Source organism: Pseudomonas sp. IPO3747 (genome assembly GCF_013385245.1).
Classification (GTDB): Bacteria; Pseudomonadota; Gammaproteobacteria; order Pseudomonadales; family Pseudomonadaceae; genus Aquipseudomonas; species Aquipseudomonas edaphica.
Genome location: NZ_JACAQL010000008.1, coordinates 69,769 through 89,350 on the forward strand (window position 1 = coordinate 69,769; position 19,582 = coordinate 89,350).

The following is a 19,582-nucleotide window of genomic DNA, read 5'->3' on the forward strand; positions in this document are numbered from 1 at the left end:
TCATCCCCACTTCAATGCTTCCATTAGTGGAGTATCTATTGCATCCAATAGATTCCCCTTAGTCCGTTCTGTTAGAGGAACGGTTAACGCAAAAAATCTTATCGAAGCTGGTAAGCTTCTGACCGACTCAGACAGCCCCGATAGATTTCTAGTACTTTTTAAAACTCGTACCATTTCATCATGCACAATGGCAGAGGGGATTTTCACGAACTCTCTATCCAGAGCACTGTGCATTTGTGTGTTTGGTAAGCTAGGGACACGTACATCTAAATTCTTCAGGACCTCAACGGCCTCTCTTTGAGTAATGGCCTTGAATATAGAGCTTGAGATAGTACGACTAGGATCACAGAGGCTTTTACGAAATGTTGAGATCTGATATCTATCGGTGAGCACAGAAACGCCTACAAAGTCAGGAACAATAGAAACAACTGCTTCTAGATGTCTTTCTGCACACAGCACCGTAACACTTGCAAAAACCTCACTATACGACACGACTTGTGAGTAGAGCCTATCCAACTTATCCCGATCAGACTTGATTTCATATGCCGTGGACGTACCATTCAACATAACTATATCTGCTTTATTCTTACCAACTCTAAACTCATCGACAAGCGACGCGGTCCTCAAAGAGTGCGAACCAAGCAATACTTTTTGAGCGACGGCAGTTTTATAGGCATACTCATTTCTAAAGCTCTTCCGCTTCAGTAAATCGAAGAGTTCATCCAGTATCCGCCCTACGCTCCAAGTGTACTTATCAACCTCAACTGCAAGCTCTTTCACCAATCGTGCAAAGATCGGAGACTGGCCTTTTTTGACCATCTCGTGAAAAACGGCTGCCGTGAAAATCCGTGCGATAGCCGCTTGCTCTCGGACCTCTGTCCCCTTCCCCGATCTCAACATAAGCCTTCTTGAAGCCCTCGCCTTTCAGTCAATCTGGTTCTAGCCATCCTGGCTGCCACTCTCGCTTAACCCAAGAATAGGGTTACTCCCACCATCCTGCTGGCCCCAGTATACCCCTTCCCCCAGCAGCTAGCTTCAGTACAATGCCAGCACATTAGCAGGCTTGTTCAGATTTCACTTGGCTTCGCTTGAGCTTGGAGCAAAAGTGGGTGCATTCATTCGTGGAGAGCACGCGGGGTCGTAAAATTAAGCTGGAACCTATATGAAAATTTCGATGATTTAAAACCAAAGAACATTGATAGCTTTGCCCGTCACAGAACCCAAACTATGCTGGGCAAGCTGTACGTCACTTTGCGTAATCAAGAAACGACCATGGAGGTAGTTTTGCAATGAGCAGTTATCCGAAGCGCGTCTGGGACAACATCCTGCCACTGTCCGTTGGAGAGACTTTACCAGAAGCTTTCGAGGAGTGGTCTTTCACAGAGGTCGTAAGGGATCATGAGCAGCCGACCGAGACCTGCGAGCTGTGTGATCAGGAGTCGCTTCGATATCAGTTCGAAATTCGCAATACGATGACTAAACATACGCTATGGGTTGGATCGCAGTGCATCCTTAGGTTTGGCCTTTCGGTGTTCGAGGCAGGTCGTAGACTTTCACCGACTGATGCCAAGAAAAAACTTGAGCGCTTAACACAACAGATGCGACTAAATTCATGTGTTAGTGCTCTAGAGAAACTGGCGGTCGCGGAAAACAACTCGATGCTGTCAAACGCGCTGAAATATTACCGAACCAACAAGTACCTTTCTCCAAAATTTGCTTTCGTCGTTCTCTGGCGCTTAAAAGCAAACAAAATTGATCACAGTCCTTCTTTTTTCAAGATCAACCTTAAACGCAGCAAATATCAAGAAGACCTTAGGCATATGAAGCCAGGAAATGTAGAGATGATCTGGCCTGCACTGTCGCCTAGTCAAAGGCAAATGGCATTAGTAATGGGACATAAAGCACCAGCGTAAAATACTCTAGAAACACAAATTAGAAAATCACTTGTAAATTTTACGAATATCAAGGAGCAAAAGTGAATAAAAACTATTATTGGGAAATTGAAAAGTCACCCTACCCATCACCATTCCTATCAGAAACAAAAACATTTGGCGAAACCAACCCAATATTTCTTGTAGATCAACTAAATGGTAAACGACCCGCCGTCTTCAATGAAAATTTTCTAGCATCTGGAGAAATAAATTTTCCTATCTACCCGAGTGCACTACTCGACTCCAACATAATGGATGCAATTGACAACAGAGTACAAAAAAACACAAGGCTTGACGGGCTAGAAAATTTTCTTCACTTCGTAACACTAAACAAATGGGACTTCAGCCCACTTTTTTATTATATGGAGCATTACTCAAAATCCTCAAATGAAGACTTTATAAAAAACGCGAAAAGACGGACCGAATCGTATCTGAAAGTTTTCTCTATGAACCAAGAGCACTTTCTATCTACGCAAGAAATAATTCCAGATCCAGCCGCGATCGAATTCTACTTAGAGCCTACCCCCCATAAAACCTTAACTGAATTAGCAGAAGGAAGAACGATAGCTTTTACAGAGAAATTTGACAAACGATTCTTAAGCAATGCAATTGAGTCAATACAAATAGCATTAATCAAGATGATACTCATAGAAAAAGTTGAGTTCAAAGGTGCTACCCCCCTACAAAAACATGGGGAGCTGGTCAGTTTCCTAAAAGATGGACTCGGAATAATGCTCGGCCGCGAAGCACATATGGCACTACACTACTTCTCAGGTATTGCTGGTCGCTTATTGGGAGTTCAAGCAAGCACGCCATATACTACCGCACTCAAAAATATTCGATCGACTGCTTGGGACATGTTCTTGCTCAGAGTCCCAGAGGGATTGTATACCGAAGCGCCCGACGAATTATGTATAAGCTATATAGCCACTCAAGAAAAGCAACTTCACACCCTTGCAAAACTCTTCACCCTGGAAAGAATATTTAGCACTGAGAAAAACGGATTCACTCCTATAATCAGTTACAATATGAAAATGCTTCCGCCTGAGACTTCGTCCGGTGCAGCCACAAACGATGAACAGTTATTTTTTAGCCATATTGAGCGCAGCACGCACACGAGATTAGAGCCACCTACAGGACTTCTCAACGCCCTGGAAAACGAACTAAGAAAATATTGCAGCTAACGATTAGCATAAATATTAAAAGTTATGCGCACGCCTCTACCTAACTTATTAAGCACTTGCAGTTAGCACTAAACACATGAGATCAAAACGATCACACATAGAGTCTAAAAGGATTTATACATCGATCTCATGACCACCTAGAAAAACCGGGCAGCACACCCATCACAGCACCCTACGAGAAAAAGAGGCAAAGCAAATGGCAGAACTTGAAGTTCCCCCGAAGGTATTTATCTCATATTCTTGGGAGAGCGACGCCCACAAGCTATGGGTAAGAGTTCTCGCTGAGAGGTTAACAAAAAACGGAGTGAACGTCCGACTAGACCAGTGGCATATCGCGCCCGGACAAAGCCTCACTCAGTTCATGGAAGTTGAAGCTCAAGGTTGTGACTTCGCCCTGATCATTTGCACGAAGGACTACAGCAGAAAGTCATTGGCTCGTGCCGGCGGAGTTGGCTACGAACAACAAATAATAACTGGACGCATTGCTGCCGGTTTGGACCGGGAGCGCTTCATCCCTATTATTCGAGATGGCGAATTTACTCCTGGCGTGGACTGCTCCATACCCGCGCAGTTCTTGGGAGTCTATGCACTTGATATGCGGGACGAAGGAAAACTAGATCAGCGAATTGAGGATTTGCTAAGAGCAATATTTAGGGAACCCGCTCTGACACAACCTTCAATAGGACCGAGACCCGCCTTTGGTACAGTCCCTGAACCTGAAATCGCTGCGAGGCCTAACCAGAGATTAGCCGTATTAGACATTGACGGATGGCATCTTCTTAGTGGGGTAGCAAGCAACGAGCGCTGGCCACAGTCCTTCCGAATTCCCGAAGAATCAGAGCGATATAGCCTTAATGTGAGCGATAGCGTTAAACTTCAGTTCGAGTTCTCTCTAGATGGTGAAAATGGGGACTCCGAACTTTTTGGTGAAAGGATGTGGGTCGGAGTGATAGGTAGATCTGGCCCCTACCTCGTGGGCGAATTACAAAACACCCCAGCATGCTCAGATGAACAAGGTAACCTAGAAGCTGGCGATACCGTAGTATTTCTCCCAGAACACGTTATAGATATATGGGAAGACTAACTTCCAGCGACGGCCCATACCGAAGGGATAATTGGCTCCCTTTTATCCGTCATATCAAAACATACTCCATACCAACAAACCTGACAGATGGGCCGCCGTGATTTGGCGGCCCGTCATGATTCAGACCTTGCCGGCGGCCTTAGCTGCATCTTCGACCCACTTACCAAGGTTCTCCCGTCCACTATCCTTATTCCATAGATAGTGTTTGTATCCGGTAACGGTAAGGCCACAGCACGAGCTAGTTTGTTGCCTCAGGTTGCTGATCTGACTGATGTCGATGGTCAACAAGCCATTACCGCGTGCGATACTTTGGTCTATCTCGTACTTAACCCATTTGCTCTTGTTGGTATTCGCACCTACCAGTACGACTGTCACCGTGGTGCCAACGAGCTGGCCGTCGATCCAGGATTTTATCGCGGCCTCGCCCTTACGCTGCACCTCTTCGAATTCTGCTTTGTCGATAAAGCCGTACTTCGCGTCAGCTTGAATTACATTACTATTTCGCACATTCATGGCACGATCAACGTCATCGTACTTGAAGCTGAAGAAAACCTTTCTTGCCATGGGTTGTAGTCCTTAAATGAGAGGGATGAGGGTCAAGATAACTTCTTGGGCTCGCTTCAGCGTCGTGGCTTCGGCGCCCAATTCATGCAGCAACGGTGTAATCTTTTTTCCATGCGCGTGCTGTGCTTCGTCGTAGTTTTGGATGACGTCGTTCCACAGATCTCTGGAGATGAAACCTGTAATTCCCACTGGGATCACAAAGACGCCGTTGGTCACAGCAATATCGAACTCTTCCCGCATACCCTTTGAAAGCACCACGTCGCCGCCCTCAAGTTTATTGCCAAACAGGAAGATGGCGATGCCCGTGTGAGCAAGCATGTTGCGACGATATTCCGACCAGACCTCTTTCAAAGGACGTTGACCGACCTGGTTTTGCGGGAACGGCCTTAAGATCAATTGATCGCTGTCTAGGCGTCCACCATTCATGATGGTCTGCTCCAGCACACCGGTGATGACGGCACTACCGATCCCCAGCCCGAACCCAGAAATCACCCGATATTGAGCTTTGCTGATGGCCTTACTCAGTTCGTAAACGAAATTTTCCGACTCCTTTTCCGTCCATGGGCTGTAGTCATGCGCGGCGCCGGAAATGAAGATGGTTTTCTTTTTGTGGCGATGCTCGACAGCCTTCAAGATCTCAGTGATATCAGCGAACTGATCGACGTAAATCACTTTGATCCCTACGCGCAACAATTCGCCTTTAAAAAGCTCCTCCTTGCGCTGGCGATACTCGAAGTCCGCTAACTCTTCATCAGCGGCTTGAGCGGCTTTCCTCAATAGGCAGTAGTGCTGGCGCTGATCCTTGGCAAACTGAATCCTTACTCGACTGAGGATGTACTCAAGGTTTGGGTCGGTGAAGCTAAAGCCCAGAAAAAGAAAAGTTTTGGCAATGAGGTCCCCGCTGAGCGCGGTGATGAACGGCTGCATTTTGACGTGATAACGCTCGTAATCGTCTCGAATCAACACTGCGTCGGACGCATGTTCAACATCGCCGTGCATTTTGTAGACTATCGCGTCGCGCTTGGGCTTTGTCGTTGCCAATTGCTTGGTTGTGTACTTCGTATCCGCGATTTTCTCGTTGTTTTCTAACGCGGTCTCGATCAGACGATCATAGTTAGTCGTCCAATAGGTCTGGATCGGAAGCCTTGCAAGGATGACGTGGTTTTCAGTAGGGGCAACCTTCGCAGAAAACTCCGTCACCAAGAGTTGATTAAGCTTCGCTCGATTGGTCGAATTTACGTTTGCATGGTATTGAGCCAACGTAACTAAATCCCACTCCTTCTCGACGTCCAGATCCAGGTCGTCCGCGATTGGCTTAAGCAGCGTCTTCCAATCAACGAACCCAGCCGCGCGCGAAAAGCCCGCCCCCGCAAAAATAGCAAGATTTCCTTCTGCCAACTCTTTTGACAGGTCGTCAATGAGTCGCAACTGTTCCCTAGTCATGTAGTAATCGCTGTGTTGGAGGTTGAGAAACTCAGAGGGTGCGTACCCAGCGGCCATTTCCTTGAGGGTCGTACAGCGCCAAGCCGCCGGACGGCGGGGTATCAATGCGGTTGTAGAGCTTTAAATATTCGTTGCCGTGATAGCGCCCATGGGTGTCGGTAGTAGGGATGATCGCTATGCGGCCCAACTGCTTTTTGCCGTCCGCGTATCCAATCTCCCATGGGCACCAACGTGATGACATGGAATGTTCGGTTGCTAGAAACAAGAACCATTCTGCGCTGATGATTGCATTTTTAATTCGCGCGGCAGTCTCTGCGTCAGGCTGCTCGGGCATCGCCTGGTCTTGCCAGTCAATGTAGATGTCCCACCCTTGTTGCTTCAGCATTTCCTGAAGGCCCAGCGCAAGCGCTGCATCCTTGTGACTGTGACTAAGGAAAGCGGTAGGTTGACCTGGGCGTTTGGAGGTGTAGCCACTTTGCGAGCGATTAAAATACGTGTTGCTCAGGTCAGATTGGAGAATCGTCATTGCGTAATGCCTCCATGGCTTTGAAAGCAAAGTGCCATCTTTTAGGGGGGGCCTCAACAGTTTTTTTCAGCACACATGAAGCGTTATTGATTAATCCATTCAGCTCTGATGCCGAGCATCACTGTTAGTCAATATGATTGGATTGGGCGGTAGTCGACACACAACGCACATGCGACGCCGACCGGCCAACTAGTGCAGGTGCAGATTGTCCGCTTTCGGGGTCGACTCCACTTTTAGAAAGCGTCTACATCACTCCAAAGCAACGCGTTCTGAAGTAGGTCTTATACAAGCTTGAGTTCCAACGAGAAATGCAAAATCAGTACAACCACGGTACAGTACTCAGCTTGAGTAACCTTCTCAGAATTACGCTCAACACCAGTAACGACGGGGCCTCTAGCTATGCCAACCTACGTTCACTTACGAACGCTTTCTCTAGGCATATCAGCTCGCCCAGCAACTCATAATCCTTTGGTCGTAGGTTCGAGTCCTACTGGGCCCACCAAACAAGAAAGCCGCGCACTGCGCGGCTTTTTCGTGTCTGGAAGTCTGTAACATACCGCCTCATTGCCCTCGCACCGGAGCCCACCCTTGCCCGTCCTCGATGAAATCGATCGCCAACTGATCGCCGCCTTGCAGATCAACGCCCGCGAAAGCGTGGCCATGCTTGCCCGGCAGTTGGGCATTGCGCGCACCACGGTGACCTCGCGCCTGGCGCGCCTGGAGAAAACCCAGGTGATCACCGGTTATGGCGTGCGCCTCGGGCAGCGTGTGGTCGACGGGGGTTTGCAGGCGTATGTCGGCATCACCGTTCAAGCGCGCTCGGGCAAGGAAGTGCTGCGCCGGTTGAGCGCCATGGCGCAGGTGCAGCAATTGTGTGCGGTGAGTGGCGAGTTTGATTACGTGGCCTGGCTGCGCACTGATTCGCCGGAACAGCTGGACCAGTTGCTGGACCAGATCGGCAGCGTCGAGGGCGTGGAAAAAACCACCACGTCGATCATCCTCAGTAACAAATTGGACCGTGGTCAGCCAGTTTGACCAGCCACTTCGTCATTCTGACTAAAAACAATTCAATCCGACGACACATTGCGTCTTAATAACGAACGCTACGCTCCCTAAACTGGCTGCCATCTTTTCCTATACTCAACGGGCCGAATCCCGCCGAGTCGTCAGTAAGGTCAGCCATGAGCATTCCGTCCAGCACCATCAGCAAGACCAATCGCCATCCCGCCGACGGTAAAAAACCTATCACCATCTTTGGCCCGGATTTTCCGTTTGCCTTTGATGACTGGATCGAACACCCGGCTGGCCTGGGCAGTATTCCCGCGGCCAACCATGGCGCGGAAGTGGCGATTGTGGGAGCCGGGATCGCAGGGCTGGTGGCGGCTTACGAGCTGATGAAGCTGGGCCTCAAGCCGGTGGTATACGAGGCCTCGAAGATGGGCGGGCGTTTGCGCTCCCAGGCCTTTGAAGGCGCCGAAGGCATCATCGCCGAGCTGGGCGGCATGCGTTTTCCGGTGTCGTCCACCGCGTTCTACCACTATGTGGACAAGCTGGGCCTGGAGACCAAACCCTTTCCCAACCCGCTGACACCGGCTTCCGGCAGCACCGTGGTCGACCTCGAAGGCCAGACCCACTACGCGCAGAAACTCTCGGACCTGCCGGTGCTATTCCAGGAAGTTGCCGATGCCTGGGCGGATGCGCTGGAGGCCGGCTCGCAGTTCGGTGATATCCAGCAAGCTATTCGCGACCGTGACGTGCCGCGCCTCAAGGCGCTGTGGAACAAGCTGGTACCGCTGTGGGACGACCGCACCTTCTATGACTTCGTCGCCACTTCCAAGGCGTTCGCCAAACTGTCGTTCGCGCACCGTGAAGTGTTTGGCCAGGTGGGTTTCGGCACGGGCGGTTGGGACTCGGATTTCCCCAACTCGATGCTGGAAATCTTCCGCGTGGTGATGACCAACTGCGACGATCACCAACACCTGGTGGTTGGCGGCGTAGCGCAAGTGCCCATGGGCATATGGCGCCATGTGCCGGAGCGTTGCGCCCATTGGCCCGCCGGCACCAGCCTCAGCTCGCTGCATCGCGGCGCGCCACGGGCAGGGGTAAAACGCATTGCCCACGCTGCCGATGGCCGCTTTGCGGTCACCGACAACTACGGTGACACCCGCGAATACGCCGCCGTGCTGACTACCTGTCAAAGCTGGCTGCTGACCACCCAGATCGAATGCGACGAAACCCTGTTCTCGCAAAAAATGTGGATGGCTCTGGACCGCACACGCTACATGCAATCGTCGAAAACCTTCGTGATGGTCGACCGCCCGTTCTGGAAAGACAAGGACCCGGAGACCGGCCGCGACCTGATGAGCATGACCCTCACCGATCGCCTCACCCGTGGCACCTATCTGTTCGACAACGGTGACGACAAGCCAGGCGTGATTTGCCTGTCGTATTCGTGGATGAGCGACGCGCTGAAAATGCTCCCGCAGCCCATCGACAAGCGCGTGAAACTGGCCCTCGACGCGCTGAAAAAGATCTACCCGAAAGTCGATATCAAGGCGCGCATCATCGGCGACCCGATCACCGTGTCCTGGGAAGCCGACCCGCATTTCCTCGGTGCCTTCAAAGGTGCATTGCCCGGCCACTATCGCTACAACCAGCGCATGTATGCGCACTTTATGCAGAAGGACATGCCCGCCGAACAGCGTGGGATTTTTATCGCCGGTGACGACGTATCCTGGACGCCTGCGTGGGTCGAGGGCGCGGTGCAAACCTCGCTGAATGCGGTGTGGGGCATCATGACCCACTTCGGCGGCAGCACTCACCCCGAAAACCCGGGCCCAGGTGATGTCTTTGACGAAATCGGCCCGATCGCCCTGGCCGATTAAGGAGTTGAGCATGCGTGTCGCCCTGTACCAATGCCCACCGCTGCCGCTGGATGTGGCCGGCAACCTCAAGCGCCTGCATCAATTGGCGCATGAGGCGACCGGTGCCGACGTGCTGGTGCTGCCGGAGATGTTCCTCAGCGGCTACAACATTGGCGCGGAAGCGGTGGGCGCACTCGCCGAAGCCCAGGATGGGCCGTCGGCTCAGGCGATTGCCGAGTTGGCCAAAAGCGCCGGCCTGGCCATTCTCTACGGTTACCCGGAGCGGGCTGAGGACGGGCAGATCTACAACGCCGTGCAGTTGATCGATGCCCACGGCCAGCGCCTGTGCAACTACCGCAAGACTCATCTGTTTGGCGACCTGGACCACTCGATGTTCAGCGCCGGGGAAGATGATTTCCCGCTGGTGGAGCTTAACGGCTGGAAGCTCGGGTTTTTGATCTGCTACGACCTGGAGTTCCCGGAAAACACCCGACGCCTGGCCCTGGCCGGCGCCGAGGTAATCCTGGTGCCGACGGCCAATATGGTGCCGTTCGACTTTGTTGCCGACGTGACCGTGCGGGCGCGGGCCTTTGAAAACCAGTGCTATGTGGCCTACGCCAACTACTGCGGGCACGAAGGCGAGATTCAGTACTGCGGGCAAAGCAGTATTGCTGCGCCCAATGGCCAGCGAATCGCCCAGGCGGGGCTGGATGAATCGTTGATCGTCGGTACGCTGGATCGCCAGTCGATCCTGGATGCCCGCGCTGCCAATCACTACCTGCAAGACCGTCGCCCAGAGCTGTACGGCGCGCTGCACAAGCCCTGAGCCAGACGGTTTGTTAGCATAGGCACATCCTACGTTTCGGAAGTGCCCATGCCTGCGCCGGCCCACCCTCATCACCTTGACTTGACCCTGGCCAACGGCCTGCGGGTTTCCTTGCGCCATGCGCCACGCTTGAAGCGTTGCGCCGCGATGTTGCGCGTGGCCGCCGGCAGCCATGACGTGCCACTCGCGTGGCCGGGCTTGGCGCATTTTCTTGAGCATTTGCTGTTTCTCGGCACTGCGCGTTTTCCCACAAGCGAAGGCTTGATGGCCTACGTGCAGCGCCAGGGTGGGCAGGTCAACGCCAGCACCCGCGAGCGCACCACGGACTTTTTCTTTGAATTGCCGGTGCCAACCTTTGCCGATGGGCTGGAGCGGCTGGCGGATATGCTCACCCATCCGCGCCTGACGATTGAAGACCAACTGCGTGAGCGCGAAGTGCTGCAAGCGGAGTTTGTGGCCTGGTCCCAGGATGCCAAGGCGCAGCAGCAGGTTGCGCTGCTGGAAGGCTTGGCGGCGGACCATCCGTTGCGCGGTTTTCATGCCGGTAATCGGGATAGCCTGCCGGTTGAGCGTGAGGCGTTTCAGCAGGCATTGAAGGAATTCCATACCAGGTTCTATCAGAGCGGGCAGATGACGTTACACCTTGCCGGCCCGCAACCATTGGAAGAACTGCAAGCGTTGGCCCAGCGTTTCAGCGACGAATTGGCCACTGGCCCTCAGCACCCACAGGCTGCGCCGCCTGCGCTGATGCTCGGCCACGCCCAAGGCTTTCAACACATCGCCGATAACCACCTGCATCACGTCATCACCTGTGACGCGCCTCGCCAAGCGCTGGCATTTCTCTGCACCTGGCTCAATGCTACGGCGCCGGGTGGTTTACTGGCTGAGCTGAAAGCGCGAAAACTGGCCAACGCCATGCAGGCGACCGTGCTTTATGCGTTTGCCGGGCAAGCCGTATTGGATATCGACTTTACCCTCGATACTCAAGACGATTCGGCTACGCAAATCGAAGCGTTGCTGCACGACTGGCTGAGCTTTTTCGCACACAGCGATTGGACACCTTTACGCGAAGAGTTCGCCTTGCTGAACGCTCGCCAGCAACAGACCCAAAGTGCCTTGGCATGGGTGCGAAACGAAAGTGAAGACCTGTCGGAACAGGGCGTCGTCGCACTCAAAAAACTGCTGGATTCACTGCACCTCAAACCAGCCCGACAGGCTTGGCAGTTGCCGCCGAACAACCCATTCCTGCGCCCGCCCACCAAAGAACAACGCGCCGGGCTGATCCGCGGCCAGACCAGCGCCCATCGTGGTTTGCGCACCTTCGCCCAAGACCGCTCCCGGGGCCGTCGGGAGGTGTCGGCGCTGACATTCAGCCAGGCATTGGCGGATGATACCGATGAAGGCGCGCTGTATCTGCAATGGCAGTTTGATAACGCCGCGCCCGGGGGGTTGGAAAATACATTACAGCCATTGCGCGAGAATGCCCGGCAGGCCGGAGTTGAGTTGTCTTTCGAAACGATCGGCAATGATTTCCTGGTGAAAATGGTCGGTCTTCATCAGCCCATGCCGGCTGTTCTGGACGTATTGGCGCAAAGCTTAAGCCTGCCACAAGACGCCGCACCCGCCGCGACACCGATGATCGCCATCCGAGAGTTGCTCAAGGCGCTGCCCGTTTGCTGCACCGACACTCACTCCGGGCCAGCTTCATGGGCGACGGCTCGATGGCATGGGCTCGGCTTTGGATTGCCGGCCGCTTGTGAAGCCGCGATCAAAATCGCCGCAGCGCGGCTGCCTGGGCAGGCGGCAAGCATTGAACACACGCCGCCAACCCTCGACGGCCGGAAGCTCTGGCACACGATAAAAACAGACTCCAATGAAGCCGCTTTACTGCTGTTTTGCCCAGCACCGACGTCAGCCTTGGCCGACGAAGCCGCCTGGCGACTGCTTGGGCATCTGCTGCACGGGCCGTTTTACCAGCGCCTGCGGGTTGATCTGCAAATCGGCTACGCGGTCTTCAGCGGCATCCGACAGGTCAACGGGCAAACCGGGCTGCTGTTTGGTGTGCAGTCCCCCAGCGTTTCACTGAGCGGGATCGTCGATCACCTGCAGACCTTTCTGAAGCAATTACCGTCGTTAATCGACAGCAGCCCAGACCTGGGCAACCAGACCCTGGCGCAGCAATTCAGTGCCCAGCAACTGCCGCTCAACCAAGCCGCCGAACTGCTGTGGCAGGCTTACTTGGCGGGCCATCCGTCGGGTTACCTGGACCTGCTACAACAGTTGATACAAAACCGCACACGCGAGGATCTGCAGCGCGCCGCCCAGCAACTCAACGATGCCTCAGGCGGCTGGCGCTGTGTGGCCAACGGCCCGCGCATCAACGACTCCTGGCAACCGGCAGGCTGATCATTGCCAACCCTGCAACAGGCTTTTTCCGTCAAGACAGCGCTAACTTGAAAAGAATTGCGTAATATTCATACGCAATATCTGAACATCTCCAATAGGAGGTGGACTATATGTATTACTTGGTAGTGAACGTCCCATCCCTTGGTAGGAGTATGAATATGACCTGGTCCAAACCCGCTTACACTGATCTGCGTATCGGTTTCGAAGTCACCATGTACTTCGCCAGCCGTTGATTGGCTGAGTAATACAACGCCTCGGTTCGCCCGGGGCGTTTTTGTTTTGAGCTTTGCGTGATGGAGCAATCATGTTTGTCCAGATTCTAGGTTCCGCCGCCGGCGGTGGCTTCCCGCAGTGGAACTGCAACTGCGCGAACTGCGCAGGCTTTCGCGACGGCAGCCTGCGCGCCCAGGCGCGTACCCAGTCGTCCATCGCGATCTCCGACGATGGCGTGAACTGGGTGCTGTGCAATGCTTCGCCGGATATCCGTGCGCAACTGCAAGGCTTTGCGCCAATGCAACCCGGCCGCGCGCTGCGCGACACCGGCATCAGCGCGATCATCCTGATGGACAGCCAGATCGATCACACCACCGGCCTGTTGAGCTTGCGCGAAGGTTGCCCGCATCAGGTGTGGTGCACCGACATGGTCCATGAAGACCTCAGCACCGGTTTCCCGCTGTTCACCATGTTGACCCACTGGAACGGCGGCCTGGCTTGGAACCGTATCGAGTTGGACGCCAGCTTCACGATCCCGGCCTGCCCGAATCTGCGCTTCACCCCGCTGCCCTTGCGCAGCGCCGCGCCGCCCTACTCGCCGCACCGCTTCGACCCGCACCCAGGCGATAACATCGGCCTGATCGTCGAGGACCTGCGCACTGGCGGTAAATTGTTCTACGCCCCAGGCCTGGGCAAAGTCGACGCGCCGCTGCTGGAAATCATGGCGGGCAGCGACTGCCTGCTGGTGGACGGCACGATGTGGGACGACGATGAAATGCAGCGCCGCGGCGTCGGTACGCGCACCGGCCGCGAGATGGGCCACCTGGCGCAGAACGGCCCTGGCGGCATGCTCGAAGTACTGGAGCAGCTACCCAAGCAGCGCAAGGTGCTTATCCACATCAACAACACCAACCCGATCCTCGACGAAGACTCCCCCGAGCGCGCCGAGCTGGTGCGGCGCAATGTCGAAGTGGCTTACGACGGCATGAGCATTGAATTGTAGGAGCAGACGAAGTGACTGACACACCGTTGACCACCGCCGAGTTCGAAGCCGCCCTGCGGGCCAAGGGCGCGTTCTACCATATCCATCACCCGTACCACGTGGCGATGTATGAAGGCCGCGCCACCCGCGAGCAGATTCAGGGCTGGGTCGCCAACCGTTTCTACTATCAGGTGAACATCCCGCTCAAAGACGCTGCGATCCTGGCCAACTGCCCCGACCGTAAGATCCGCCGTGAGTGGATCCAGCGTCTGCTCGACCACGACGGCGCGCCCGGTGAAGACGGCGGTATTGAAGCCTGGCTGCGCCTGGGCCAGGCCGTCGGCCTCGACCCCGACCAGTTGCGCTCCCAGGAGCTGGTACTGCCCGGCGTACGGTTTGCGGTGGATGCCTACGTCAACTTTGCCCGCCGCGCCAGCTGGCAGGAAGCTGCCAGCAGCTCGCTGACCGAACTGTTTGCGCCGCAGATCCACCAGTCGCGCCTCGACAGCTGGCCGCAGCACTACCCGTGGATCGACCCGGCCGGTTATGAGTATTTCCGCACCCGCCTCGGCCAGGCCCGTCGCGACGTAGAGCATGGTTTGGCGATCACGCTGCAGCACTACACCACTCGCGAAGGCCAGGAACGCATGCTGGAAATCCTGCAGTTCAAACTCGACATTCTGTGGAGCATGCTGGATGCCATGAGCATGGCCTACGAACTCAAACGCCCGCCGTATCACAGCGTGACCGAGCAGCGGGTCTGGCATAAAGGGATCACCCTATGAGCTTTGATCGCAGCAAAACACCAACCTGGCGCCAGGGCTATCGTTTCCAGTACGAGCCCGCGCAAAAAGGCCACGTGTTGCTCTACCCCGAAGGCATGATCAAGCTCAACGACAGCGCCGCCTTGATCGGCGGGCTGATCGACGGCGAGCGCGACGTGGCCGCCATCATCGCCGAGCTGGATAAACAATTCCCCGGCGTGCCTGAACTCGGTCAAGACATTGAGGATTTCATGGAGGTCGCCCGTGCTGAGCACTGGATCGAACTTGCCTGAAAAGCCACCGATCGGCCTGCCACTGTGGCTGCTCGCCGAGCTGACTTATCGCTGCCCGTTGCAGTGCCCGTATTGCTCCAACCCGCTGGATTTTGCCGAGCAGGGTAAAGAGCTGAGCACTGAGCAGTGGATCAAGGTGTTTCGCGAAGCGCGGGAAATGGGCGCCGCGCAACTGGGGTTTTCCGGCGGTGAACCGCTGGTGCGCCAGGACCTTGCCGAACTGATCGCCGAGGCGCGCAAGCTGGGTTTCTACACTAACCTGATCACCTCGGGCATCGGTCTCACCGAGCAGAAGATCAGCGACTTCAAGAAGGCGGGCCTGGACCACATCCAGATCAGCTTCCAGGCCAGCGATGAACAGGTGAACAACCTGCTCGCCGGCTCGAAAAAAGCCTTCGCGCAAAAGCTGGAAATGGCCCGCGCGGTGAAGGCCCACGGCTATCCGATGGTGCTGAATTTCGTTACCCATCGGCACAATATCGACAAGATCGACCGCATTATCGAGCTGTGCATCGCACTGGAGGCAGACTTCGTCGAACTCGCCACTTGCCAGTTCTACGGCTGGGCGCAGCTCAATCGTGTGGGCTTGCTGCCGACCCGGGAACAACTGGTACGCGCCGAACGCATCACCAACGAATACCGCGCCAAGCTCGAAGCCGAAGGCCACCCGTGCAAGCTGATATTCGTGACACCGGATTACTACGAGGAACGCCCGAAAGCCTGCATGAACGGCTGGGGTAGCATCTTTCTGACAGTGACGCCGGACGGCACCGCCCTGCCTTGCCACGGCGCCCGACAGATGCCGGTGCAATTTCCCAATGTGCGCGACCACAGCATGCAGCAAATCTGGTACGACTCGTTTGGCTTCAACCGCTTTCGCGGCTACGACTGGATGCCCGAGCCGTGCCGTTCATGCGATGAAAAGGAAAAGGACTTCGGCGGCTGCCGTTGCCAGGCGTTCATGCTCACGGGCGATGCGAGCAATGCCGACCCGGTGTGCAGCAAGTCCGAGCAGCACGGCATCATCCTCAAGGCGCGGGAAGAAGCCGAGCATGCCACCCAGACCATCGAGCAGTTGGCCTTTCGCAACGAGCGCAATTCACGGCTCATCGCAAAAGGCTGACGGCCTCAGCGCTTGGCGATGATGTACACCGCGTGGATGATACCGGGGAAGTAACCGCACAGGGTCAGCAGGATGTTCAGCCAGAACGCGCCGCCGAAACCCACTTGCAGGAACACACCCAATGGCGGCAGCAGGATAGCGATGATGATACGAATGATGTCCATGGGTAAGCTCCAAAAAATCGGCTCGTGTGAGCCGTGTAGCTAATCGACCTTGGGCGTTCGTGAGGGTTCAGTGGGATCTGGCATTGGGCCATCTTCAGGCCAGAATCTCCAGGCCGTGTTTCTGTACGATGCTCAGTAACTTGAGCGCCATGCCGCTGGGTTGTTTTTCGCCGGACTCCCACTTTTTCACGGTGGAGGCGCTGGTGTTGAGGTAGCGAGCGAAAACGGGCTGACTGACATGACTGCTTTCACGCAGCTGCTTGATCTGCTCGGCCGGAATTTGTTCAGGGACGGCCGATAAGCACGCTTCGTCATATTCTCGGAGGGTGGTTTTGCTGATTGCTCCAATTGAATGAAGTGCTACGGCAGATTTATGAATCGACTCCAGCGCTTCACTTTCATATTTTTTGATCATGATGAATCTCCACAAACTCCCTTAAATCCAGTAATTGCTGGACTTGTGTGTCGTTTAAGCTTTCATAAGTTTTTGCCATCGCCCGAAACCAAATCAAATCTTTTTGACTGATAAAGCCATTGTTTTCACGGATGCTCAATCAACGTTTTCAATCCAAAAATTTCACGAACAAAAAAACGCCCCCAGCCAAAAGAATCAGGCTGGAGGCGCCGCGTATGCCGCGAGACGGTTCAGGAATAAGAGGTTAAACGGCGATGCCCTTGCGACATTGCAGTTGGGCGGTACGCACGCGGGAGAACGCGCGCGCCAGGCGCAGGAGCATTTCGTCGATGTGGCTTTTGCTGACGTTCAAGGCTGGAGTAAAACGCAAACAGTCGGGTTGCGGGGCGATAAGGATCAGGTCTTCGTGCAATGCAGCCTTTACCACCGCATCCGCAGAATCATCTGACAGCGTCAGGCCCCACAGGAGTCCGTTGCCGCGTAGTTGCCCATGGCCGTATCGATAGGCCAGCCGGGCAAGGCCTTCTCCCAGGTACAGGCCGGATTCGCGTACCTGTTCAAGAAAACCGCTTTCCAACACGACGTCGAGTACGGCTGTACCGGCAGACGCCATCAAAGCATTGCCGTGATGCGTACCCTCCAGTTCCCCCGCTTCGAAACAACAAGCCTTGCCGCGCGCCAGCAACGCCGCCAACGGCACACCGCCGCCCAAGCCTTTGCCGAGGGTGATGATGTCGGCACGCACGCCGTACTGTTGTTCAGCCAGCAGGCTGCCGCAACGGCCAATGCCGGTTTGCACTTCATCGAGGATCAGCAGGATCCCCAGTTCGCGGCACAGGCGCTCGACGCCCTTCAAATAGTGCTCGGTAGCGGGAATGACGCCAGCTTCACCCTGGATCGGCTCCAACATGATGGCAACTGTTTGGGCATCGACGGCTGCATGCAGCGCCGGCAAATCGTTGAAGGGCACATGGCTGAAGCCCGATAGTTGCGGCTCAAAACGGTTGCCGCCAGCATTAGCCGAGGCTGCCAATGCCGCAAAGCTTCGACCATGACAACCGCTGCTGGCGCTGATGATGTGATAGGCACCACCGCGATGCAGCTGACCCCATTTACGCGCCAGTTTGATCGCGGCTTCACAGGCTTCCGAGCCGCTGTTGAGCAGGTAACCCTGGTCGCTGCCGGTGTGATCGCACAGCCGATCGACGAGGTTCAGTTGGGCGCGGTTGTGCAGGCCGTTGCCAGGGTTGATCAGCATATGAGTCTGATCGGCCAGGGCTTTGATCAATACCTGCGGGCTATGACCGAGGCTGTTGGCGGCGCTGCCCTGGCTGAAATCCAGATAGGCGCGCTCGTCGCTGTCCCAGAGCCAGGAGCCCTGGCCACGCACAAACACCTGCGCGGGCCTTGCCACAGTCGGCATCAGGGATTTACTGAAGCCGTCATGGCGCGCGTTCACGATCAAATCGTCCAGGCTCGGCGCAGGGCGACGAAACAGATTCACAGCTCACCCCCAATAGCAACCGGGCCTTGGTCGACGCCCCGTACAAACACACCCTTGAGGTTTTTTGCCTTGCCTATGTAAATGCTATCAACATAAACGCTGTTCATTGCCCGATCCGGCCCTGTAAGCCCTGCGAATAGGCGCTAGACTAGGCGTCCGAGGGGCCATCGGCCATTTCGATTTTCCAGCTTTTTCGATAAGTAAGTCTTATGGATTTCAAGCAACTGCGTTATTTCGTCGCGGTGTATGAGGAAGGCCACGTGGGCCGTGCCGCCGAGCGTTTGTCGATCTCGCAACCGGCCTTGTCGCAACAGATTCGCCAGCTGGAGCAGAACCTGGATGTCAGCCTGTTCGAGCGCAGCAGCAAGCGCCTGTTGCCGACACTGGCGGCACACACCTTGTACAACCACGCCTTGCCGCTGATCGACGGCATGCAGCAAGCCGTCGAGGCCTTGCGCAACTTCAAGGGCCAGGCGATGCGCACCTTGGCCATTGGCGTGCTGCAAACCGTGCACACCAGCCTGGTCCCGCAGATGCTCGAGCGCGTGCGCAAAGCCCAACCGCATCTGGTGGTGCAGATCTATGAGTTGACCGGGATTGAAATTGAGCGGCGTTTGCTCAACGGTTCGCTGGATATCGGCATCAGCTACTTGCCTCCCCGTCAGCCGGGGTTAACCGGCGTGTTGCTGTACGAAGATGAACTGAAGGTCGTCATCCCCGAAGACCATCCATTGCGGGAATTCAAGAAAGTCTCGCTGAAACAGGCGGCGGAGTTGCCGATGCTGCTGTTGGGGGAAGAGTTTCAGGTGCGCCAGATCTGGCAAGGCCAGTTATCCAATTTAGGACGACGGCCACAAGTGCAGGCGGAGTTGAATACGATGGCAGGGATTCTCGACAGCCTGCCTCATACCCAGCTCGCCACCGTATTGCCGGGGCGCTCCCAGGATGAACACAACAGCAAGGCACTGCTGTGGAAGCCCTTGAGTGAACCCAGGGTGCCGCTGAAAGTGGGGTTGGTGTGCCGCGATGTGCAGCGCCAACAAGCGACGGTGGCGTTGTTGCGCACCCTGCTCGAAGACGTAATGAATGCCCCACAGGCAGGCGCCTGACTTTTTCGCGGGCAAAAGAAAACCCCGCCGAAGCGGGGCTTTGCAGACTGTTTCCCTGACATCCATTTCACTCCGCCATCCTGGCAGAATCCTACGTGTCCGTGTTGTTGCTTTGCGCTTCCTGCGCGACGTCCATGTGAAGTAGATTATCCGTGGATCCAATTTGGCGATAGAGGACGAATAGCAG

21 protein-coding genes are annotated in these 19,582 nt (G+C 55.2%); 13 read left to right on the plus strand and 8 right to left on the minus strand.

Annotated features, from left to right (window positions below; translation table 11 throughout):
* The gene (locus HX790_RS11925) at positions 1–900 is read right to left on the minus strand and encodes a sce7726 family protein (protein WP_176991580.1); all 900 of its coding nucleotides are present in this window, start codon (positions 898–900) and stop codon (positions 1–3) included.
* 389 nt (positions 901–1,289) lie between these two features.
* Between HX790_RS11925 and HX790_RS11930 the strand changes: the two genes are divergently transcribed.
* From HX790_RS11930 to HX790_RS11940, 3 genes are all read left to right on the plus strand, one after another.
* Positions 1,290–1,913 (plus strand): hypothetical protein, encoded by a 624-nt coding sequence (locus HX790_RS11930; RefSeq protein WP_176991581.1) that lies wholly within the window; start codon positions 1,290–1,292, stop codon positions 1,911–1,913.
* Between the two features lie 62 nt (positions 1,914–1,975).
* Positions 1,976–3,115: a hypothetical protein gene (locus tag HX790_RS11935; protein ID WP_176991582.1), complete on the plus strand. Its 1,140-nt coding sequence runs from the start codon at positions 1,976–1,978 to the stop codon at positions 3,113–3,115.
* 196 nt (positions 3,116–3,311) lie between these two features.
* The gene (locus HX790_RS11940) at positions 3,312–4,199 is read left to right on the plus strand and encodes a TIR domain-containing protein (RefSeq protein WP_176991583.1); all 888 of its coding nucleotides are present in this window, start codon (positions 3,312–3,314) and stop codon (positions 4,197–4,199) included.
* A 120-nt stretch (positions 4,200–4,319) separates the two neighbouring features.
* On the opposite strand, the gene HX790_RS11945 is transcribed toward HX790_RS11940, so the two are convergent.
* Genes HX790_RS11945 through HX790_RS11955 form a run of 3 tightly spaced genes read right to left on the minus strand, consistent with a single transcriptional unit; the run spans position 4,320 to position 6,732 of the window.
* Positions 4,320–4,763, minus strand: coding sequence for a TIR domain-containing protein (locus HX790_RS11945; protein ID WP_176991584.1), 444 nt, complete (start codon positions 4,761–4,763; stop codon positions 4,320–4,322).
* Positions 4,764–4,775: 12 nt separating this feature from the next.
* Complete coding sequence (locus HX790_RS11950; RefSeq protein ID WP_176991585.1) at positions 4,776–6,206, minus strand: SIR2 family protein; 1,431 nt, start codon at positions 6,204–6,206, stop codon at positions 4,776–4,778.
* Between the two features lie 31 nt (positions 6,207–6,237).
* Entirely contained in the window at positions 6,238–6,732 is a 495-nt protein-coding gene (locus HX790_RS11955) for a toll/interleukin-1 receptor domain-containing protein (protein ID WP_176991586.1), read from the minus strand.
* A gap of 588 nt (positions 6,733–7,320) precedes the next feature.
* Here HX790_RS11955 and HX790_RS11960 point away from each other — a divergent pair.
* The 9 genes from HX790_RS11960 to pqqE all read left to right on the plus strand — a co-directional run bounded on the left by HX790_RS11960 (position 7,321) and on the right by pqqE (position 16,203).
* Positions 7,321–7,767 carry an Lrp/AsnC family transcriptional regulator gene (locus HX790_RS11960; protein ID WP_017138047.1) on the plus strand — a complete coding sequence of 149 codons (447 nt, stop codon included), beginning with the start codon at positions 7,321–7,323 and terminating at the stop codon, positions 7,765–7,767.
* A 167-nt stretch (positions 7,768–7,934) separates the two neighbouring features.
* Complete coding sequence (locus HX790_RS11965) at positions 7,935–9,617, plus strand: NAD(P)/FAD-dependent oxidoreductase (RefSeq protein WP_065929487.1); 1,683 nt, start codon at positions 7,935–7,937, stop codon at positions 9,615–9,617.
* A gap of 10 nt (positions 9,618–9,627) precedes the next feature.
* A complete protein-coding gene (locus HX790_RS11970; RefSeq protein ID WP_017138045.1) occupies positions 9,628–10,422 on the plus strand; it encodes a carbon-nitrogen hydrolase family protein in 795 nt (264 codons plus the stop codon).
* A gap of 48 nt (positions 10,423–10,470) precedes the next feature.
* Positions 10,471–12,828: a pyrroloquinoline quinone biosynthesis protein PqqF gene (gene pqqF, locus HX790_RS11975; protein ID WP_176991587.1), complete on the plus strand. Its 2,358-nt coding sequence runs from the start codon at positions 10,471–10,473 to the stop codon at positions 12,826–12,828.
* Positions 12,829–12,986: 158 nt separating this feature from the next.
* The gene (gene pqqA, locus HX790_RS11980) at positions 12,987–13,061 is read left to right on the plus strand and encodes a pyrroloquinoline quinone precursor peptide PqqA (protein WP_003194766.1); all 75 of its coding nucleotides are present in this window, start codon (positions 12,987–12,989) and stop codon (positions 13,059–13,061) included.
* A 71-nt stretch (positions 13,062–13,132) separates the two neighbouring features.
* Complete coding sequence (gene pqqB, locus HX790_RS11985) at positions 13,133–14,044, plus strand: pyrroloquinoline quinone biosynthesis protein PqqB (protein ID WP_176991588.1); 912 nt, start codon at positions 13,133–13,135, stop codon at positions 14,042–14,044.
* 11 nt (positions 14,045–14,055) lie between these two features.
* The gene (pqqC, locus tag HX790_RS11990; protein ID WP_176991589.1) at positions 14,056–14,808 is read left to right on the plus strand and encodes a pyrroloquinoline-quinone synthase PqqC; all 753 of its coding nucleotides are present in this window, start codon (positions 14,056–14,058) and stop codon (positions 14,806–14,808) included.
* The gene (pqqD, locus tag HX790_RS11995) at positions 14,805–15,080 is read left to right on the plus strand and encodes a pyrroloquinoline quinone biosynthesis peptide chaperone PqqD (protein ID WP_138453885.1); all 276 of its coding nucleotides are present in this window, start codon (positions 14,805–14,807) and stop codon (positions 15,078–15,080) included. Before pqqC ends, pqqD begins: the two co-directional genes overlap by 4 nt.
* On the plus strand, positions 15,073–16,203 hold the full coding sequence (pqqE, locus tag HX790_RS12000; RefSeq protein WP_370589395.1) for a pyrroloquinoline quinone biosynthesis protein PqqE: 1,131 nt from the start codon (positions 15,073–15,075) through the stop codon (positions 16,201–16,203). The genes pqqD and pqqE overlap by 8 nt, the downstream gene beginning before the upstream one ends.
* A gap of 5 nt (positions 16,204–16,208) precedes the next feature.
* Here the strand turns inward: pqqE and HX790_RS12005 are convergent, their stop codons facing one another.
* The 4 genes from HX790_RS12005 to HX790_RS12020 all read right to left on the minus strand — a co-directional run bounded on the left by HX790_RS12005 (position 16,209) and on the right by HX790_RS12020 (position 18,286).
* Positions 16,209–16,367, minus strand: coding sequence for a YqaE/Pmp3 family membrane protein (locus tag HX790_RS12005; protein ID WP_003194776.1), 159 nt, complete (start codon positions 16,365–16,367; stop codon positions 16,209–16,211).
* Between the two features lie 94 nt (positions 16,368–16,461).
* Positions 16,462–16,782: a DNA-binding transcriptional regulator gene (locus HX790_RS12010; RefSeq protein ID WP_017138039.1), complete on the minus strand. Its 321-nt coding sequence runs from the start codon at positions 16,780–16,782 to the stop codon at positions 16,462–16,464.
* Complete coding sequence (locus HX790_RS12015; RefSeq protein WP_157786506.1) at positions 16,766–16,921, minus strand: hypothetical protein; 156 nt, start codon at positions 16,919–16,921, stop codon at positions 16,766–16,768. Before HX790_RS12015 ends, HX790_RS12010 begins: the two co-directional genes overlap by 17 nt.
* A gap of 105 nt (positions 16,922–17,026) precedes the next feature.
* Positions 17,027–18,286, minus strand: a complete 1,260-nt coding sequence (locus tag HX790_RS12020) for an aminotransferase class III-fold pyridoxal phosphate-dependent enzyme (protein ID WP_176991591.1) — start codon at positions 18,284–18,286, stop codon at positions 17,027–17,029.
* Between the two features lie 209 nt (positions 18,287–18,495).
* Here HX790_RS12020 and HX790_RS12025 point away from each other — a divergent pair, with 209 nt between their 5' ends.
* Positions 18,496–19,395 (plus strand): LysR family transcriptional regulator, encoded by a 900-nt coding sequence (locus HX790_RS12025; RefSeq protein ID WP_017138036.1) that lies wholly within the window; start codon positions 18,496–18,498, stop codon positions 19,393–19,395.
* Positions 19,396–19,582: the final 187 nt, after the last annotated feature.

Excerpts from the sequence above, each read along its gene's own strand:
- HX790_RS11925 (WP_176991580.1), bottom strand. The coding sequence starts at position 900 with ATGTTGAGATCGGGGAAGGGGACAGAGGTCCGAGAGCAAGCGGCTATC.
- HX790_RS11930 (WP_176991581.1), top strand. The coding sequence starts at position 1,290 with ATGAGCAGTTATCCGAAGCGCGTCTGGGACAACATCCTGCCACTGTCC.
- HX790_RS11940 (WP_176991583.1), top strand. The coding sequence starts at position 3,312 with ATGGCAGAACTTGAAGTTCCCCCGAAGGTATTTATCTCATATTCTTGG.
- HX790_RS11945 (WP_176991584.1), bottom strand. The coding sequence starts at position 4,763 with ATGGCAAGAAAGGTTTTCTTCAGCTTCAAGTACGATGACGTTGATCGT.
- HX790_RS11950 (WP_176991585.1), bottom strand. The coding sequence starts at position 6,206 with ATGACTAGGGAACAGTTGCGACTCATTGACGACCTGTCAAAAGAGTTG.
- HX790_RS11955 (WP_176991586.1), bottom strand. The coding sequence starts at position 6,732 with ATGACGATTCTCCAATCTGACCTGAGCAACACGTATTTTAATCGCTCG.
- HX790_RS11970 (WP_017138045.1), top strand. The coding sequence starts at position 9,628 with ATGCGTGTCGCCCTGTACCAATGCCCACCGCTGCCGCTGGATGTGGCC.
- pqqF (WP_176991587.1), top strand. The coding sequence starts at position 10,471 with ATGCCTGCGCCGGCCCACCCTCATCACCTTGACTTGACCCTGGCCAAC.
- pqqB (WP_176991588.1), top strand. The coding sequence starts at position 13,133 with ATGTTTGTCCAGATTCTAGGTTCCGCCGCCGGCGGTGGCTTCCCGCAG.
- pqqD (WP_138453885.1), top strand. The coding sequence starts at position 14,805 with ATGAGCTTTGATCGCAGCAAAACACCAACCTGGCGCCAGGGCTATCGT.
- HX790_RS12005 (WP_003194776.1), bottom strand. The coding sequence starts at position 16,367 with ATGGACATCATTCGTATCATCATCGCTATCCTGCTGCCGCCATTGGGT.
- HX790_RS12010 (WP_017138039.1), bottom strand. The coding sequence starts at position 16,782 with ATGATCAAAAAATATGAAAGTGAAGCGCTGGAGTCGATTCATAAATCT.
- HX790_RS12025 (WP_017138036.1), top strand. The coding sequence starts at position 18,496 with ATGGATTTCAAGCAACTGCGTTATTTCGTCGCGGTGTATGAGGAAGGC.